Annotated in this window: 15 protein-coding genes; 4 read left to right on the forward strand and 11 right to left on the reverse strand. The window is 58.0% G+C overall.

Features of this window, described 5'->3' with window-relative positions:
- The first annotated feature begins 363 nt into the window (after window positions 1–363).
- Complete coding sequence (dapA, locus tag KB449_RS29170; protein WP_434082530.1) at window positions 364–1,248, forward strand: 4-hydroxy-tetrahydrodipicolinate synthase; 885 nt, start codon at window positions 364–366, stop codon at window positions 1,246–1,248.
- A 113-nt stretch (window positions 1,249–1,361) separates the two neighbouring features.
- On the opposite strand, the gene KB449_RS29175 is transcribed toward dapA, so the two are convergent.
- The 4 genes from KB449_RS29175 to KB449_RS29190 all read right to left on the reverse strand — a co-directional run bounded on the left by KB449_RS29175 (window position 1,362) and on the right by KB449_RS29190 (window position 4,296).
- Entirely contained in the window at window positions 1,362–2,069 is a 708-nt protein-coding gene (locus KB449_RS29175) for a tyrosine-protein phosphatase (RefSeq protein ID WP_282911712.1), read from the reverse strand.
- Window positions 2,070–2,141: 72 nt separating this feature from the next.
- Window positions 2,142–2,801 (reverse strand): type A chloramphenicol O-acetyltransferase, encoded by a 660-nt coding sequence (gene catA / locus KB449_RS29180; protein WP_282911713.1) that lies wholly within the window; start codon window positions 2,799–2,801, stop codon window positions 2,142–2,144.
- A 192-nt stretch (window positions 2,802–2,993) separates the two neighbouring features.
- Window positions 2,994–3,770, reverse strand: coding sequence for a class I SAM-dependent methyltransferase (locus tag KB449_RS29185; protein WP_282911714.1), 777 nt, complete (start codon window positions 3,768–3,770; stop codon window positions 2,994–2,996).
- A 58-nt stretch (window positions 3,771–3,828) separates the two neighbouring features.
- Complete coding sequence (locus tag KB449_RS29190; RefSeq protein ID WP_282911715.1) at window positions 3,829–4,296, reverse strand: MerR family transcriptional regulator; 468 nt, start codon at window positions 4,294–4,296, stop codon at window positions 3,829–3,831.
- Window positions 4,297–4,480: 184 nt separating this feature from the next.
- Here KB449_RS29190 and KB449_RS29195 point away from each other — a divergent pair, with 184 nt between their 5' ends.
- Window positions 4,481–5,335 (forward strand): SDR family NAD(P)-dependent oxidoreductase, encoded by an 855-nt coding sequence (locus tag KB449_RS29195; RefSeq protein WP_282911716.1) that lies wholly within the window; start codon window positions 4,481–4,483, stop codon window positions 5,333–5,335.
- Between the two features lie 49 nt (window positions 5,336–5,384).
- Here the strand turns inward: KB449_RS29195 and KB449_RS29200 are convergent, their stop codons facing one another.
- The 4 genes from KB449_RS29200 to KB449_RS29215 all read right to left on the reverse strand — a co-directional run bounded on the left by KB449_RS29200 (window position 5,385) and on the right by KB449_RS29215 (window position 13,151).
- Window positions 5,385–6,458: an ankyrin repeat domain-containing protein gene (locus tag KB449_RS29200; RefSeq protein ID WP_282911717.1), complete on the reverse strand. Its 1,074-nt coding sequence runs from the start codon at window positions 6,456–6,458 to the stop codon at window positions 5,385–5,387.
- A 197-nt stretch (window positions 6,459–6,655) separates the two neighbouring features.
- Window positions 6,656–9,871, reverse strand: coding sequence for an ATP-binding protein (locus KB449_RS29205; RefSeq protein ID WP_282911718.1), 3,216 nt, complete (start codon window positions 9,869–9,871; stop codon window positions 6,656–6,658).
- A 36-nt stretch (window positions 9,872–9,907) separates the two neighbouring features.
- Window positions 9,908–10,987 (reverse strand): hypothetical protein, encoded by a 1,080-nt coding sequence (locus KB449_RS29210; protein WP_282911719.1) that lies wholly within the window; start codon window positions 10,985–10,987, stop codon window positions 9,908–9,910.
- Window positions 10,988–11,072: 85 nt separating this feature from the next.
- Window positions 11,073–13,151 (reverse strand): copper amine oxidase, encoded by a 2,079-nt coding sequence (locus KB449_RS29215; RefSeq protein WP_282911720.1) that lies wholly within the window; start codon window positions 13,149–13,151, stop codon window positions 11,073–11,075.
- 282 nt (window positions 13,152–13,433) lie between these two features.
- On the opposite strand from KB449_RS29215, the gene KB449_RS29220 reads away from it, so the two are divergent.
- Window positions 13,434–14,153, forward strand: a complete 720-nt coding sequence (locus tag KB449_RS29220) for a winged helix-turn-helix domain-containing protein (RefSeq protein WP_282911721.1) — start codon at window positions 13,434–13,436, stop codon at window positions 14,151–14,153.
- On the forward strand, window positions 14,134–16,254 hold the full coding sequence (locus tag KB449_RS29225; protein ID WP_282911722.1) for a sensor histidine kinase: 2,121 nt from the start codon (window positions 14,134–14,136) through the stop codon (window positions 16,252–16,254). The genes KB449_RS29220 and KB449_RS29225 overlap by 20 nt, the downstream gene beginning before the upstream one ends.
- 2 nt (window positions 16,255–16,256) lie before the next feature.
- Here the strand turns inward: KB449_RS29225 and KB449_RS29230 are convergent, their stop codons facing one another.
- From KB449_RS29230 to KB449_RS29240, 3 genes are read right to left on the reverse strand one after another with little or no spacing between them, the layout of a single operon-like run.
- The gene (locus tag KB449_RS29230; protein WP_282912935.1) at window positions 16,257–17,342 is read right to left on the reverse strand and encodes a GerAB/ArcD/ProY family transporter; all 1,086 of its coding nucleotides are present in this window, start codon (window positions 17,340–17,342) and stop codon (window positions 16,257–16,259) included.
- Between the two features lie 11 nt (window positions 17,343–17,353).
- Window positions 17,354–17,599 carry a hypothetical protein gene (locus tag KB449_RS29235; protein ID WP_282911723.1) on the reverse strand — a complete coding sequence of 82 codons (246 nt, stop codon included), beginning with the start codon at window positions 17,597–17,599 and terminating at the stop codon, window positions 17,354–17,356.
- Window positions 17,599–18,792 (reverse strand): Ger(x)C family spore germination protein, encoded by a 1,194-nt coding sequence (locus KB449_RS29240; RefSeq protein WP_282911724.1) that lies wholly within the window; start codon window positions 18,790–18,792, stop codon window positions 17,599–17,601. Before KB449_RS29240 ends, KB449_RS29235 begins: the two co-directional genes overlap by 1 nt.
- Window positions 18,793–18,794: the final 2 nt, after the last annotated feature.

Genomic DNA, 18,794 nt, shown 5'->3' on the forward strand with positions numbered 1-18,794 from the left:
TTTGTCTTGGGGCTTATTATATCAATTTCGACAAAAATGCAAATGCCGCGGGAGGAGTAGCCGGGGATAGCGGATAGTAGTACGGACAGGGCAAAAAGGCGTTGCGGGGAGGTTTCCGCTTCGCCTGTTATCAATATATTTCCAGCAAACTCTGGCGAAAACGTTCCCCAGTGCATGCATGACGATAGCTGGACAATCGCCTCGGGTTCCCCAGCTCCTCGTTCCCATTGCTGCTGCGACCATGAGCTGGCCGTCCATCGATAACTTTGATCGCTCTATCGGAAATGCGGGATAACGGTTGCGGCGCTTTCCATGTTACGTTGAAGGAAATCAGGCGACATGAGGAGATGAAGGGACGCGATGATGAGCGAACAGCACCTACATGGAATATTCGTACCCACAGTTACGCCGTTTACGGCGGACGAAGAGATAGATCCGGTATCCTGCAGGCGCTATGTGGATCGGCTGCTGGCCTATGACATTCAGGGCTTGGTCGTCGGCGGCACGACAGGCGAATCGCCCACGCTCTCTTGGGATGAAGCGGCCTCGCTATTGCGCATGACGCAGGAAGCCGTCCGGGAAAAAGGAAGTCGGATACCGGTCGTGGTGGGCACAGGTACGAGCAGCACTGCCGCTTCAGTCAAGCGGACGGAGGACGCGGGAAGACTTGGCGCCGATGCCGTCCTAGTCGTCGTTCCATATTACAGCCGCCCTTCGCAGGAAGGCATACTGGCGCATTTCCGCCGCGTATCGCAGGTTGGCGTGCCCGTCATCGTTTATGAGATTCCGTCCCGAACCGGCACGAGGCTGAGCGTAGATACGGCCCGCCGAATCATGGAGCTGGATGGCGTCATCGGCATGAAGGACAGCACGGGCGACACCTCTCTGCTCGAGGCGCTCGTGCAGACGACCTCGAAGCCGGTGCTATGCGGTGAGGACCAACGTCTCTTCGATATGCTGGGTCGGGGCGCCCGGGGCGGCATCCTCGCCTCGGCGAACATAAAGACGGATGTCTTCGTCGATATGTATCGCAGGTTCGAGCGGGGAGATACGAAAGGAGCCGCCCAAGCGTTCACGACTGTGCTGCCCTGGATGGAGCGACTGTTCAGCGAACCGAATCCCGCGCCGCTCAAGTGGCTCCTGGCCCGTCAGGGCATCATCGCTTCCGATTCGCTGCGGCTGCCGATGAGTCCGATCTCGCAGACGCTTCGCACGGAGCTGGAGGTATTGCTTCAGGCGTCGTCATAAAAAAATCGCCGGGGCTGTATGCTCCGGCGATCCATTCTCTCGCATGTCCTTCTTCTCCTGGCTTCGTGATTCCCCTAGCTTCGTGCTTCCCTGGATTCGTGCTTCCCCTGACGTCAATCGGCCAGGATGCTGCGCATCCGCGCCTCCAGCTCCGCCCTCGCCCGGGCGCCGGCGACTTCCTCGAATATCGCCATGCCCGCACTGAGATTAGGCTTCCGGTTCACGTTGTGCGCGTCGGTCGCAAGCGTATGCGCATGTCCCGCCGCAATAAGCGCACGCCCGTACTGCTGCGCCTCCGGACCGAAATTGCCGACGAGGCTGTCCGCCGATACCTGCGTCCACAGTCCGAGCTCGATCAGCTGCGGCAGCAGCTCCGGATCGTCCCTGAAGAACGGATGCCGCTCCGGGTGCGCCATGACCGGCGTTACGCCCGCGTCGAGCAACCGCTGCACGATCTCCGGCGTAGCCGGATCGTAGCCGGTCCAGCGCTGCTCGAAGAGCAGATGCGTGCCCGGCCGGCCCAGAAGCGCGAACGAGCGGTTCCTTCGATGCTCGTCGAAGAACGCCGCGCTCACCAACTGGACTTCGTTGCCCGGATGCAGTCGGATATCGACGCCCTGCCTGTCCAGCTCGCGCTCCAGCTCTTCCAACTTGCGGTGCACGACGTCGGACATCGTGAGGTACAAGCCGTTGAAGTGAGGCGTCACGACGATATCCCGTATGCCGTCCTCATAGGCGATCCGCGCCATCGCCACGGACTCGGCCAGATCCTTCGCGCCGTCGTCCACGCCATGCAAGATGTGGCAGTGTATATCGATCATGTCAGCACCTCCCTTGTATTTTCCCTATGTTAGCAGACGGCTCCGCGAGGGACAAGGTACGACATCATGGGTTTATACACCTGCCAGCCAGCTTCGGCAATCCGATGCCAGCTCCTGAAGCTCGTTGAACAGTACGCCCGCATGGTATCCGTCGCAAACCGCATGATGGAGCTGCGCCGACACAGGCAGCCAAAGCTTGTCGTGTTGCCGATCGTATTTTCCCATCGTAAAGATCGGAAGCAGGAAGTTGCCCTCGCCGTAAATGTTCAGATTAAATCCCGTAAAGTTCACCCAGGGGATGCTGGAGATCGGAAAGGTATTCGGCGGTTCGTCGGGGCAAGGAAACAGCTGTCTCGCGTGTTTGTACCGTTCTGTTTCTTGCAGGCAGCGCTTGTAAAAGGCACCGAAATCCTCGCTATACGGCGTCCAGATGCTCGAGAAGGTACTGTCCTCCTCATGAAAAATCGTGAAGCTCGGCGACATCCGCTCCCATATGCCCAGCCTGCCTTCGGAATCGAAGCAGGTCCTGAACTCGGGATGGCGATTCACCGCCGTCGCGATCATATGGATCAGGGCAGGATATAGCTTGACGTTCTTGCGCTTAAGCTCCGCTTGTAAAATAGCGATGTCGATGTTCGCGGTCATGCTGTACGTGCAGCGTACCCGATTCATATAATGTTCGAAATAGGGTTTTCGGCTCCACGTTTCCATGGATATGGGATGAAATTTCATTGTTTTCGCCCTCCTAAAATAATTGGATTTTAGGAGGGCACATCGACTGCTTTGATCATATCCGTTCACGTCCCTCGTTATTGTCTCACCGAAGTATCTGTCGCGTATAAAACGCATCGAAATTTGCCCGATCATTCGCTTGCTTTAGCGCGTCCATCTTGACCGCATCCAAGTAGCCTACGCATATGAACTTCATATCCGAATCCCTCCCGGTTCATGGGCGAGCCTCGCCTTTATTGTAAATCGTTTCGCATTCGTGCGGATCCCTTTTTCTGTCCGGTTGTCTTCCATGAAGGCGCGAAGAACCTCGAAGTCTTCCTTTTCATGCCCGAAGCTGGGAATGATCGGCGTATGCTTCAAAAGAAAGATCAAGTCCTCAGGTGTCCGGTAGTACTCCTCCGTATCGAATTCCATGGACTGGATGTCCATAAATCCCGCCTCCGCCAACGCCAGCTCGTATTTACGCAGCAGCGTCCCGTCCGTTTCTTCATAACTCTGTCCTCGGCCGAAGGCCTGCTTCAAATTGAGCTTATCGCCCTCGGCGACCTGCTGGGTGATGAATACACCGTCGGGGGATAGCACCCTAGCTACTTGACTTGCATTGAATCCGGCATGACGACATGTCACGATATCAAAAAAACGTTCGGGAAAATCGAGTCGCTCGGCGTCCATTTGTACAAAACGCACGTTTGCGGCACCGACTTGTGCCAGATTCGCTTGCGCCGTCCGAATCATTCCGCTTGAACGATCGATTCCCACCAGCAGCAGTGCCGCATCGCGGATGTCCAGAACTGCCTCGCCGCCTCCGGTGCCGATGTCCAGCAGCAGATCGGATGGCCTGCACGCCCGTTTGACCTCTTCATAGATGTCGGCTCGCGCTCCCTCCGTCAGCACCTTCAGCTTGCTGAAGTCCCAGCCGTTCGACAGCCCGACGCGATCGTAGAACGCTTTGTATTCCGCTTCATTCACGATTGATCCGCCTTTCGGACGAGGCTCTCTCTTAACGATAAGGCCATCCGCGTTTACGTTACGACTTGCCCGTCTTGCCCGCTACGGAAAAATGGCTCATCTCCGTCGGGGAGACTGGCTTCTTTTTCGTCTTCGCCCGCTCCTCGCTTGCGCATTCACCGCGGTATCGCCCCTCCTCCAGCTTCAAGTCGATAAAGTCGACGACCTGCTGCAGCGAAGCGATCTGGCTGACGATATTTTCCCGATGGCTTCTTAAATGAGCGACCAGCTCGGGGTGATCCGCAGGATCGGCATCGGCGGACACCGCCAGGAACGGCCGCATCTCCTCCAGCGGCATTCCTGTTTTCTTCAAGCAGGACAGCAGCCGGATCGTTCGGATGTCTTCTTCCCCGTAGACGCGATGTCCATTGTCCTTCCGCTCCGCCCGGGGCAGCAGCGCGATCTTCTCGTAATACCGGATCGTGTCCTCGGAGACGCCGGTCAGCTCCGCGGTCTGCTTGATCGTATAGACAAGCTTTGTTTTCACCCGATCCCCTCCCGAAAGTTGCTTATGTCCGTATTGTATATCTTGGAGCCGGCTCCAAGTCAAGCGAGTCGAACGAAGGCCGGAACTTGACTGCGGCACCCTTGACTTGGAGTCGACTCCAACTTTTAGAATGTGCGCTAACGGGGCAAACAGCGCCCCGGCATCCGAAGGAGGCATACGACGAATGAATAACGACGAACGGGAAAATATTGCCCTGATCACGGGCGCAAGCGCGGGAATCGGCCTTGAATTAACGAGGAAGCTGCTGGCGGAAAACTGGCAGGTCGCGGCTGTCGTCCGCTCCGGCTTTCCCGCGGACGATTCGAACATCCGGGAAGCCTTGCGGCGCGGCCAGCTTCGCGCATACCAAACGGCGGACCTCGCCGATTTTGCCGGCTTGCGGCGGGTTCTGGAAGAGATCAAAGCCAAGGAACGGCGGATCGACGTGTTGTTCAACAATGCCGGCGGGTCCTTCCCCGAGCTCAGCTATTCGGCACAGGGACGGGAGCGGCATTATGAGCTGATGACCGTCGTGCCGTATATCATCCTGATGGAGCTTACGGAGAGCCTGAAGAACGGACATTTTAAAACGGTAATCAATACCTCGTCATCGGCGTTTAAGTACACGAAGGCGTTGAGCATCGATATGCTTGAACGTCCAAAAACCTTCCGCAAGCTGCTCGGCCCGTATGCCACCTCCAAGCTGGCGCTTTCGCTCTGGACGCAAGAGGCGGCCCCGCGGCTGCTGAAGGATGGCATCCGGGTTCGCAGCGTCGATCCGGGAGGCAACAATACGCTCCGAAAGGGGAAACAATCCGGGCTGCCCCTCGTCGTTAAAGCCCTCATGAAGCTGTTCTTTTCCCCGCCAACCCACGGCGCCAACCGCTTGTACGAAGGCGCGTTCGGGGAACATCGCGCGGAAACGGGCGTCTATTTGGAGAAAGGCAGCGTCAAGGACTTAAAGCACCGGGATCAAGCCAGAAGCGTGCTGGAAAGAATGAATGCGATTTATGAACGGGAGTTTCTCGCACAGGGGTGATAGCATAGACGGAGCAGTACCGGTCGCTGCTCCATTCTTTTCCAGAAGCTCAAACCGCCGATTCCGCTTCATACTCCCCGTCGAGCAGGCGATCCAGAAACACGCCCGGCGATTTAAAAAACTTTTTCCAGGATACCCCTCGGAAAATCGTCAAGCTCTGGTGCTCGATATCGTAGCTGCCCAGACTCTTCTGACACGGAATCCACACAAGCATTCCCGTGGCGCCGTACGCATCTGCGTCCGCCAGCAAGCTGATCAGCTTGATATCGTCCGCTTGAAATTCAGTAATCTCCACGAGAGAACAAAACTCTACGTAGGAGAAGTATTTGGAGTCGGGGAGTTCTATGCGTATTCTCGTTTCGGCTAGATCTTTAATGATGGCGGTAGGCAGCTTGGCCTTCTTCAGTTCTGCGATCCGTTTGTCGAGATCGTGGAGTTCCTTGGGTTCGTAGCCGGTAATCAGCTCCATAATCTCATGACGCTTATTAAACCTGGCTACGTGATAGGGTCTGTCGCCGTAGTGGTTTTTTAACCGGACATCCGCACCGCGCTCGAGCAAATATCGAACGACCTCGACATGGCCGGCGCATGCAGCAGAATGCAACGGTGTATTGGAGTCGTCGGGATGTCTCGCGAAGGATTGATAGTCGATATCGACCCCTTCCTCCACCAGCAGCTTCACGAATGCGAGATGTCCGTTAAAAGCTGCAAGCCCCAGCGCTCTGCCGCCATGGCTGGGCAGGTCCATGCCATTTTGGATCAGAAATGCGGCCAGCTTCACGTCTCCATTATAGGCTGCATGCCACAGTGCCGTGGTTCCGACGTGGGATACTGCATTGATCTGCGCCCCGCGATCGAGCAAATATTGAACCTCGTGAATTCGACCTTTTCTGGCGGCGGACGTGATAGAAGGATATGCCTTGTCGTTAAGGTCCGCGCCGTACGCAATAAGCAGCTTAACGATCTCAAAATCCCACTCGCGATATCCGCCCCAAGCCCAATCCAGGTAAGTTCCCCCGGGGCTTGGCGCATTCAAGTCCACACCCGACTCGACGATGGACTTGACCTTATCGTAATCGACGCTTTTAATGGCTTGAAGCAGTTCCTGATCAAGATGGTTCACGATCTTATCCTCCCTCATGATACCTGACTTAAGCGGCTCTTTCGAAGGATCTGCGGAGGTTTTTTCCACTTTGCCCCATTATACACGATCCAAAAACGTGCTTTGAGGGTGGGATGGGGGCTGGCGAGAGAGCGACAGTGGGCGGCGGAATAACGATTCGCCAGCGTCTTAATCTTGCGGGAGCGGCGGTACGCGGACTACTCCGTTGCAAGCTGGCGTTTGCCCGACGACTTGGGAACGACGAAGGAGACGATCGTCCCGCCTTCGGGACGGCTGCGAACGAGCAGGCCCTTGCCGTAGAGTTGTCTCAACCGGCGATCCGTATTGGCCAGGCCGATGCCTGCGCGACGTCCGGACGGCACGCCGGACAGCTGTTCCTGCGGAAGCCCATCGGGCGCCATGCCTACGCCGTCGTCTTCGATCGATATCTCAATCTCGTCTCCGATCTCCTGAATCCGAATCCGGACGGTGCCTCCCTCATGCCGCCTGAGCACGCCATGACGAACGGCATTTTCGACCAACGGCTGGATGGACAGCGGCGGAACGAACAGTTGAAGATGGTCCCCCGCCTCCAATACGGCGTGAAGCCGGTCGCCGAATCGCGCCTTTTCAATAAACAGATAGGCCCGCACCAGACGAAGCTCGTTCTCGAGCGGCACGAGCCGATCCGAATTGGAGGAGTCGAAGCTGGCCCTCAGGTAATCGCCGAATACCGACAGCAGCTCGCGCATGCGTGCGGTATCGACATCCGCCAGCGCAGCGATGGAATTGAGGGTGTTGAACAGAAAATGGGGCTGAATCTGCGCCTGCAGCCATGCCGCCTCCAGACGCTTCTGCTCGCGCGCGGCCCAGGCCACATCCGTGAGTGCCTTCACCCGCATCCGCAGCTCATGCGCATCGACGGGCTTCACGATGTAGTCGTTGGCCTGCGCGTCGAAGCCCGCCGCGATATCTTCCGCCCGGTAGCGGGCTGTGAGCAGCAGAATTGGCAGCTCGGAGGCGGAGAAGCACGCACGGGCGGTGCGGGCGACCTCGTACCCGGAGATGTCCGGCATCATAACGTCCGCAATCAGCAGATCCCAGGGGCCTGAATTCAGAAGAGACAGCGCCCGGGTGCCGCTCGTCGTCGTCGTGATCTCATAGAGCTCGGCGGGGAGCACATGCTCCAGCACGCGCAGATTAACCGGATCGTCGTCGACGGCAAGGATGCGGAAACGATCACCGCGCGCGGGCGCTTCCGTCGGAGCGTCCACCTCCGTCCCGGCGACCGCGGGCGCCGACGCTTCCGAGAACAGTCGGGCCGCGCCGACTTCGTGATGCGCCGAGTCCGAGTCGGCCGCGGCAGAGGAGACGGGATCAAGTAGGAGAGGGTTCAAAGCCGCGGGAGCGGAGTAGGCCGAATCCGAAGGGACCGCCTCCGCCGCGGGCAGCGAAAACCGAAAGACAGACCCCATGCCTGGCGTAGAATCGACCGTCAAGCGACCGCCGTGGAGCTCCACCAACCGCTTGCTGATTGCAAGTCCCAGTCCGAATCCCGCCGCATTCGTATCCGGCTGAAGCTCGCCTTGCTCATAAGGCTCGAAGATGCGCTTCGCCGTGTTGGCATCCATTCCGATTCCCGTATCCGCTACGCGAATAACCACCTGATCTCCTTCGACATCCGCGTCGATCCAGATCCGGCCTTCGTTCGTGAACTTGACCGCGTTATGCAGCAGGTTGAACAGGATCTGCACCAACCGGTTCTCGTCCGCCATTACGGCCGGCAGCGCGTCGGGCACCCGGTTCTCAAAACGAATCGGCTTCCCCGCGGCCAGGTACCGGACCATATCCAGCATGCCCGCAACCTCCGACTGCAGCCGGACAGGCGACGGCTTCACCGACAGGCTTCCCTCCCGCAGCCGATTCAGATCGATGAGGTCATGCAGCAGGAAGGACATGCGCTTGCCCATCGCGACGAGCAGCGCGAGACGATCCCGATTGGCCGCCTCGCCCGCCCGCTCTTCGCTGTCGAGTACGGCCTGGGCCATGTTCAGCATGCCGTGAAGCGGGTTTCGCAGCTCATGCGACGTGTGAACGAGAAATTCATCCTTGCGCTTGTCGGCAGTCTGTAGGCGCTCCGCCAATCGGACAGTCTCGGCAGCATTTCTGAAATATCGCTTGAACCAATAGAGCGCGAACGAAATGAAAAACGCCAGCATATCGAACGGATAATAGCCGACATCCAACGAAAAAGAGTAGCCGAATATGCCCCATATCAGATTCCAGGCGACGGCGACTACGCCCAGCAGCAAATAAATGGCGTCAGGCGCGCCTCTGCGGACGGCGAGATAGAAAACGATCGGGGCGGTAACAAATGAGATCAGCAACAGGACTGTATGTATCCCATCCGTAAGCATATAGGTGAACGCCCGGACCGGAGACGCCAGAACGAATAAGCCGAAGAGAACGCATGCGACGAGGTGCCAGCGCGCATAACGAAGCATCCTGAACTCGGGCAGTAAGGTTCTTACATATTGCAGCAGCAGCGCCGCCGTGCACAAATAGCTTAAGTAGAACGTTTTATACAAAGTCTCGAAGCCGACTCCGAACCAGACGGACAGCAAGCGGTCCTCGTTGCAGAGGATCGTTAATGCGCCGCATATCCCCAACAAAGAAAAGAGCAGCAGCTGACGCTGCCGGGCGCCGAGGAAAAACAGGGCGATCGCGTACAGGACATGCATGGCCATCAGCAGGACCAGCGCCGCTTGCGAGCCGACGGTTAAACCGTACGACCGGCCCATCGCCTGGACCGTTCCGAGCCGAATGGGCTCCATCAAGCCGCCTCTGACACGATCGTCGAAGTTGGCGACTTGAAGCACAAGGTCAAGTACGTCGCGATCGGCGACAAACGTGACGGAATAAGGCACGGCACTCGCCGTATAAGCGGACGCGCGGTCCGCCGGACGGCCGGCGCCGCCCATCAAGCGACCGTTCACGTACAGCGCCGACGACGAAGAGACTCCCGGCACGCGCACAGTCAATTCCCGCTCCGGCAAGCCGCCGGCCGGGAGCCGGATGCGAAGCCGATAGGTCCCGAAGCCGATGAGCGGGTCGCTCGAGTTATTGTGAGCACCTCTCCAGCTGCCGGGGACCTTGATTGAACGGGCGGAGCTTCCTTGCGATTGGAAGGTGCCGTCCGAATCGGGCGCAATCAGCCGAGACGGATAGAACGTCCACTGGCCGGAGAGGGAAAGAATCGGTTGGGATGCCGGATCCCAGCCGCTTAGATCCAGCTGGCCGTTTTCGGCCACCGCCCTCGCATTGTTCGTTTGAACGCCGATCCAGGCCAGGCGAATGCCTGTCAGCACGATCAGAAACAGCCCGACGACGGCTGCTATTTTTCGTTTTTTCACCATAGGATACGAGTTCGACAAAAAGCATGGAATTCCTCCGCAAGCTTGCCAGTCCGCTTAAGGTACCTTCACCACGAACGGGATCGTCAGCAACTGTCCGTCCCTTTGGAATTGGCCCCAGAGCTTATAGACTCCGCTGTGCGGGAAGGCGATGCCGAATAACGCTTGAGGGCCGGTCGAGGCCGCATTTACCGGATGAACATGAAGATATTCCTGCAGCTTGTCGTCTACCGCGATGATATGGCCGACGCTGCCGAGGTAGGGCTGCAGATCGGACACCGGCTTGCCCGTATCTACATCGCGAAACGTGACGCTTAGCCCTGTCTGCATATTCGCCATCAGATGCCCGAAGTGCAGCTCCACCTCCATCCCTCCGGCGACCTGCGACAGCAACGCCGGGCCTGCGGGAAACTCGGAACTGCGGGAGCCGTCCGGGTCCGAGCCGCTCTCCGACCCGCCCGACACCGACACCTCCGCGCTCCGCGTCAATTCATTCAAGCCGCTCGGGATGAAATCGGCGAACAATCGATAGTTCCCTCCCTCCTGAAAGGTAACGGGAAGAACGAAGGCTCCTTCTCCCTGATATTCGGGATGGATGTGCTGGAATTCCCGCAGGTCCGTCGAGATGGCGACCAGGTGCAGCAGCTTTTCGCTGTTCACGTCGAACTTCCGGACCGGCTGCCCGTCCGCCCCGCTAATCCGGATGACGAGCTTCGCGGACCGCCCGGCTTCAGGCTCCCCCTCCGGCCAAGACCAAACCGCTTGAACCCCCTTCTCTGAGGGACTCTCCGCCGCGGCGCCGGCATGCGTATGCCCTGCGGACAAGCTCATCGGATCGATCAGCGGATCCTGCATATCGGCGTCGACTTGCGGCATCGCGTTCATCATGTCGGCCATGTCGTCCATGTCGTCCATGTCAGCTATGCCAGCCGCGCCAGCCATGTCCATCCCAGCCATGTCCATCCCAGCCATGTCCATCCCAGCCATGCCAGTCATGTCGGCCATCCCAGCCATTGCAGCGTCATGCGCAACCATCGATTCCGTCTTTCGTCCGCTTTGCGCGAAGGCCGCGATCAGAAAAAAGAGCGATACCGCAAGCAGCGCGCAGAACGCCCATGTCGACTTGTTGTGCTTCATCTTCCGGATCGCCCTTTCTGGTTGAGACGAAGCCGATCGACTCTCAAGAGAGCGGATCGGCTTCGTTCGACTCCTTTATTTTGCCTTAATAATCGGAGCTCTTCGGCTTCGGCAGATCCAGCGTCGGCGTCGAATCCAGGAAGTTGAACGGCTTGAGCAGCATCGATACCCACTCCGTCGACATCATCGGCCATTCTTCGGAGCGCGGAATGTGCGTCGTGCCGGTCGTCACCCAGACGACGTCGTCCTTTTCGTAGATATCGCGATTCTGCTGCGTCCAAGCCCCAAGTCCGGTGTCCTTGGCGTTGTTGGTGACATACTTGCCTTCCGGATAAATCTCGTCCTTCTTGTATGGCGTCACCCAGATGTGCTTTTTCATGTAGCCCGCGCGCTGCATCAGCTCGTCGTCCGCGGTGAATAGCGGTTCTTCGGCGAAAGGGTGCGTGCCTCCGGCGTTGGCGATAATCTGATAGCCCGATACGTAACCAGCCTTGTTCTTGGAGGCCGAGTTGGTGAGCAGCACCACCTTGTCGGGATCGAACTTCTGCGCGGCTTCCAGTTCCGTACGATATGTCTTCTGCTCCAACACCATCTCGCTTTTCCGGTACTTGTCGTTCTTGGCCGCGACCGTCACCGGCTGCAGCTCCATCGCCGTATTCGTCTGTCCGTCCACGTCCATGTCCAGGCGGAAGTTGTAGATGTGCTGGTGATAGACGGCTACCGTATTCGGCGCGACCAGCGTACCGTTGCGAATCTCGTCGTTGCTCTCGTCCACGTATTCGTCTACCGAGCTGTCCACCTTGGCCGTGAAGGCCGACTTCGCCGCTTCGACACCGGAAGCCCCGACATCGATCTTGATATTGCCGTTCTGTTGGAAAATATAATCGAAGGTGTAGTCGTAATTGCCGATAACGGTGATGTAACGGACGACCAATTCGGTGCGGGCGCGGGCGCCGGCCGTGCCGTCATACTCGGCGTGCGTCCAGTCGGAATCCGCGTAGCGCTCGAATACGCCGATCACCTTCGGAAGCGTATAAGGGGCGCCTGCGTCGTCGTTGAGCGTCGCGTCGATCAGCGTCGTATTGGCAGGAACGTCCGCGCCGACGACCATCTTCCGCGCGAGCTTGCCCAGGCCGTATTCCCCCGCATCCATGTAAGTCTTGAAGTACCAGCTAAGCGACGCATCGCCGTAAGGCACCGTCATGCCGCCGAGCCCGCCGCTGTATAGAACCTTGCGGGGCGTGCCGTTGTCGTTGTAGCTCGCCGCCGAGATGAGTGTCCCCCGGCGAGAGTCCATGCGGACGTGAAACTTCCAGTCTCCCCACGTCACTTCCTGACCCTTGATCGTGTAGCCGGCGCCTTTCGGCTGCGTAATTACGATCGGGTGAGCTTCTTCCTTGAACTCCGTCTTGCCCGATCGATTATAGCCCTGATCCGCGGTCGGCACCGGGACGACGCCGTCGTCTTCTACTGCGATGACCTTCTGTTCGTCGATGTCTACCGTCACGAGCAGATTGTTCACCAGGTGCGCCAGGTCGTTGCCGTCGCCGACGTTAAGCAAGGTCTCGTATTTATACAGCCGTCTCGGCGCTGCATTCTCGTCCTTGTCGTTGTATTCGACAGGCAGCCCGTACACGGTGAGCTTCGACGTATCGGTGATGCCGCGCTTCTTAAGCGCAGCAAGATAATCGGGATCCTTGAGCACGATCTCGAGCGCTTTGTTCGCTTGGGCGTTGTTAATGAAGTAGAAGCCGCCGTCCTTGTTTTCCTTCCAGGATACGATCGTTCCCTTGTCGAGATCGACGACGCCCTCGAAGATCTGACGCTTCTCCGAGATGACGAAGGACGCCATGCGAGAAAGTTTGTTGATCTTTTTGCTCTTATAGGCATCGCTGGACAGCGTCCAATTCCATACGAGATTTTTGTCCGGCTCTTCCAGCGCGATCTCGTCGAAGTTCATGTCCGGCTTATAATAAGAACTTTTCTTGATAATGCTGGTCGCCAGCCGAATCTCGTGGGCGTTAAGCGGATTCAGCGGATCATAAGGCGCTGTCGGAGCGACGACCACGGCTTCGGCCTTCTGCCAAGCGCCGCCCGGGATGAGCCCCGTCGCCAGAAGCGCGACGACCGCAGTCCCGATTACGAGCATCTTTTTTCTTTTCATAACGTTATCCCCTCCTATGTGTTCGTTCGCCGATGTCAGATAATATCACTTGGTTATCTTCCATCCGGCAACATAGGCTTCATCTTAATCCCCTCAAGTAAACTGATAAACCGGTCCAACCTAATCCCGGGCTCAAAATAAAGTAAATTCAAAGTAAACCGATCGCGCGCTTGCTTGAATCCAATCATTTATGTCACATTTTTTAACACAAACTCATTGCCAAGCGCTGTATCTGTATTTATAGTTAAATTTAATTCGACGATCGAGACGGGAGTGGGCGAGATGCCGGGAGAAACGATATTGCTGGCGGACGACGAAGCGGACATTGGCGAGATTCTCGGGCTGTTCCTCCAAACGGAAGGATACCGGATGAAGCAAGCCTTCAGCGGCGCCGAAACGGTCGCGCTCGTCAAGGAACTGTCGCCCCAATTGATCGTGCTCGACGTACTCCTTCCGGATACGGACGGCTATGAGCTCTGCAAGCAATTGCGCATGTTCACCAAGGCGCCGATCCTGTTCTTAAGCTGCAAGGACAACGAGCTGGACCGTATTATCGGCCTTAGCGTCGGCGGCGACGATTATATCGGCAAGCCGTTCAGTCCGAACGAGGTGCTTGCCCGGATCAAGGCCCATCTTCGCCGCTCGAAAATGTATCAAGGGGACGACGCGAACAAGGCCGACCAGCCTCGGATGGTCGTTTCCCGTTCACTGAAGGTCGACTTGAAGTCGCACGACGTCTTCGTGGACGGGCGGCCTGTCGAGCTGTCCGTCAAGGAGTTTCAACTGCTCGTCTGCTTCATGAATCATCCGCGTCAGGTGCTCACCAGCGAACAGCTGCTCCGCAACGTATGGGGGCACAAGGCAGAGACCGACTCCAAGACGCTGCACGTTCATATCGGCACGCTGCGCAAAAAAATAGAGGCGGATCCCGCCCACCCGAAGCATATCGTCACCTTGCGCGGCGCCGGCTACAAGTTCTGCGATGAAGCTGAAGCGGTATAAGCAATTTCCCCGCACGCTTGTCGCGCAGATTCTGCTTGTTTTCCTCGTCGGATCCCTTTGTCCGCTTATCTCGCTGGGTCTACTCAACGAACAGACGACGCATTCCCACTTTTCGGCGTTCTCTCAATCCCAGATGCGGTTGACCGAGAAACAATACATCGACCTTTACGAATCCTATCTGGCCGAGCAGGTCAATGCCATCGATTCGGACATCCGCAAGGTCGAAGTGTCCGTGCTGTCGTTGCAGTCCATGGCGGAGACGATCTTCTCGCATCCCGAGCGGTACCGGCCGGAAGCGCCGCATCTTCTCAAACACGGCAAGGGCTACTGGTACACGCCTACCGCTCCGGTCGAAGGGAACGGTTACCAGAGCTTGTCCAGCCTCTCGATGGACGAGACGATCCTTCGGGATCTGTCGCTGTCCACGTTGCTGAGCCCTTTATTCCGGTCCGAATCGGAGCGCAACCCCAACATTTTGGCTATTTACTACATCCATCCGGAGAACGGATATAACTATTATTCGGCTACCGATGTCGTCTTGAACGACGGTGAAGCGGCTGCTTGGGCGGACCTCTCCGACTTGCCCTATTACCAGGACGCGCTCTCCATTCCTCGGGGAGAACGAAGGGTCGCTTGGACGCAGCCTTACCGCGACGCCACCTCCAACGATATCTACATGTTCACGGCTACAGCTCCCGTTTACGATGATCAAGGGCGTCTCCGAGGCGCCGTCGCCGCCGACGTATCGGTTCAGGACTTCGTCCAGAACATCGTGGATGCGCAGTTCAACGACAAGGAAGCATTCGCGATCCTCCTGGATTCGGAGCGTCATCTGATCGCCGCCCAGCGGCAAGGAGAGGCCGAATACGAGCGCATGCGGGCGACAGGCCTCGTACAATGGAACGAATCGACGCGGTACGCCGAATATCCCGATGGCGAAGAGACCCGGATGCTGTTCACGAAGACGGTTCCGTCGACGGGCTGGACGCTCGCGTATCTCATTCCCAAAGAGAAGCTGCTTCGGGAATTCGCAAGCTCGTCGGCCGAATTGACTGCGCGAACGAACGGGAAGCTGCTGAGGCAAAACGTGCTGATCACGTTGTCGGCCGCCGCCATCTGCACACTGCTCGCCCTGTTCCTATGGCGGAGAATCGCGAAGCCGATCCGTTCGTTAAGCGGCGCCTTTGCCGACCTTGGCAACGGGGACTTCTCGGTGACGATCAAGGATAACGGGACGCAGGAGTTCCATCAGCTGCTGCGCACGTTCAACCGGATGTCCGGCCGAATACGCGAACTGTTGAACCAGCAGGTGAAGCTGACGGAGGAGCTCGAGGTCAAGGTGCAGGACCGGACGGCGGAACTCAAGATCGCGAACGAAGAGCTGGAGCAGCGGATCGAGGAGCTGACGCGTCTGGAGAGCTGGCGGCGCAGATGGATCTCCCACATCTCCCACGACCTCAAGACGCCTGCCGCGGTCGCCAAGGGCTATATCGAAGCGATCTTAAGCCGGAAGACCGACGATGCCCAGGCCGAACGCTATCTTTTTAAGATCGACGAGAGAATCGAGACCATCTCCAGTCTGGTCAACAACCTTAATGATCTTAGCTTGCTGGAGACCAAACAGGTTCAGCCGAATCTGGCGCTCGTTCAGGCCGACGCGCTGTTCGGGAAGCTGCTGAGAAAATGGGCGGACCCTCTCTCGCTCGAAGGGCGTCGGCTTCAGCTTCGCTTGAATGCCGCCGAGGCCGCTATCCGGGCGGACGAACATCTGCTGGGCAGCGTGATCGACAACCTGATGAGCAACGCGATCAAATATTCGCCCGAGGGTACCCGGATCTCGGTAAGCTCCGATATCGACGGCGAAAAGGCCGTGCTGCGCTTCGCGGACGAGGGCATCGGCATTCCAAAAGAGGCGCTGCCGTTCATTTTCGACTCGTTCTATCGCGTCGACGCCTCCCGCAACAGCCGGATCCCGGGCAGCGGCCTCGGACTCGCGATCGCCAAGGAAATCATGCTCATGCACGAGGGCACGATCGACGTCGAGATGAACGAGGTCCGCGGCTGTACGTTCCTGATCTCGTTACCGATCGGCCATACCTGACATCAGGCCGCCCGCCTGCGTACCAGCGAAGCCGCGTACACGACCAGCAGCGGCACCGTGCTGCAGGTGAACACCCATAGCGGATGGATGCTGGAGACCATAAAATTCCAATACGCTTCGCCGCGAATACCGACGGATAATGAAATCAACGTCGTCAAAAAAGCGAGCGGAAAAATCAATTGGCGGTTGTCCCGGGGCAGCCTGAGCAGGCTGTTCAGCGTCAGATGCGCCGAGAAAAGCGCGATGGACGCCTTCATGAAGGAAGCGACGATCATGGAATAGCCCATGAGCGCCTCCAGACGTTCGAATAGTTCGGTGATATAGACTGTCCGGGCCACCTCGAACATCGAATATTTGCGCTCCCCCGAGAGCGGGCCGAAGGTGAGCACCGTGGCCATCGTGACCACGAGCAGAGAAGCCGCGTTCAGCGCGACTGCCAGCGCCATTTTCGACCCGATGCGTTCCTTGGCCATGGTCCGGACATACGGCAATATCATGCAAAATACCACCAACTCCCCATAAGGAAAGCCATAAATAAAATAAATGCCGTGCCAGATCGGCTTGACGCCTTGGTCGAGGATCGGGAGCAGATAGGGTAGATGGAAACCCGGGGAGGCCAGCGAGATATTGAAGACGACGAACAGCATGACGGACATCATCAGCACGCCGAACATCCCCGCGAACCGGCCGATGCCGACCCGGGCCGTCAGCGCCACGGCGAGCGAGGTCAGAACGGTAAAGTAGCCGTAAGGCGTATTGCGCATCATCGAGCTCTTGAGAAACATGGAGATGTCCATGATGATGCCGGCTATTATCTCTAACTGCATCGTCAGGAGTAATACGCCGAGCACGACGGCTACAGGCCGGGTCGTCAGTTTGGCGCTGTACTCGATGAAGTCCATATCGGGAAATCTGCGGGCGAGACTGACGAGCGGAATCAGGAGCAGCATCCCGAGCCCGGCCGCCGCGAGCAGGCAGATCCAGGCTTCGTTGTCGCTTATCGCGATGAGCGGCGCCGGAATGTTGATGATGGAGGAGCCCGTCAAAAAAACGAATAGCAGCATGGCGGCCTGCTTTGGCGTAATCACATTTTTCAAGACTAGACTCCTCCTTTCGGACTAAGATAGGCGACGATCCGCTCCGCGAGCCCGCCGTAAATCCCCGTGAAAAGGTCGTAATAGGATGGCGCGGAGATCGCTCCCAGGCTGATCAGAAAATGATAGCCGCCGGCCAGCAGCAGCAGCGCGTAAACGGCCTTCGTGCGCCATTTGGCGCTGCGCAGATGTCCGGCGGTCCAGTCATGAACCAAAAAGGCGATCAGCGCGAAAACCAGCAAGGCACGCATCACGACTCACCCGAACGCTTGTCGACCGGCTTGCCGACATTCGTGCCCGAGGTAAAGATGGTGACGTCAACGTGGACCTCGTAGGTCGAACGCGCGAACTGCCGCGGCCAGTCTGTCTTCCACTGCCGCCACAGCTCCGTATGACGCTCGAACAACCTGTTCCCTGCCCCGACGACGTCAAGCTGATTTTGCAGCAGCCAGTCCATGCTGTCGCTCATCATCTGCTCCATCGTTTTCTGAATCCGCAACCGCAGCGCTCGTTCGTCCTTAGGCATGAGCGTCTGTCCGCAGATGAGCTCGGAGAGCGCCGTGACGGCCTTCACCCGAAAAATCAGATGCAGATGGTCTCCCGCCGGCTGCACCCGCATCGCGGTCTTGGTGGACAGCACCTCTACCGAATCCTCTTGCTGGGCGCGCTCGGCGGACCGAGCTGCGGAGCACGGAACTTCGACGACGCCGTTCTTGTAGCCGTTGTCGAGCAGTTGGACGCCTTCGAGCAACTTCGCCGGGACGACCTCCTTCATCCGGCCTTCGACGAGGATCGCCGCGCCGGCCACGGTAGGAGCCGATTCGCCGCCCGACTCCCGCTCGTACAAATAAGGGAGTTTCGCGACCGCCGAGGGACTGCGGGATTCAAGCGCGAGCTGCAGCAGACTGGTGGATACAGACTTGCCGGTCATCCGGTGCGAAGATTGCTCGCTTAAAAAATATTGCTGGCTGACCGAATTCTCGATGTACGGCGCCGTGTCCATATAATGCGAAGCTTCTCCCTTGGTCACAATCAGGTGGGTGGTCAGCCTGGGCTCGTGATCCCGGTACAGAAAGTCGAGCAGGCGCAGCAGCGAATACTTGCGCGCGAGCGCATCGCTCACCAATATGATCCGCATATGACTCCACTGGGCTTTTCGCCCGAGATGGATCGTAATATCCCTGATGGCTTCGATCACCGACTCGTCGTCGGTCCGAATGTTGATGTAGGCCTTGTCGGGCTTGCCGCGCCCGACGATGTTCTGGGAGGGCTTGAAAATCTGCACGGTCAGCCCGATCCCTCCATTCGGCGCCTCGTCCAGCGCAAGCCCCATCACGAAGCCCCGCTGCGGGAGCTCCGCCCGGTCCCCGCAGCCGGTCAGCAGCGGACCGAGCAGCGTCGCAAGGAGAACGAGCCGTCCTATAGTAGCGTATCGGCTTAACATGC

Origin of the sequence: Cohnella hashimotonis, from assembly GCF_030014955.1 — a bacterium.
In the GTDB taxonomy this organism is placed as follows: Bacteria; Bacillota; Bacilli; order Paenibacillales; family Paenibacillaceae; genus Cohnella; species Cohnella hashimotonis.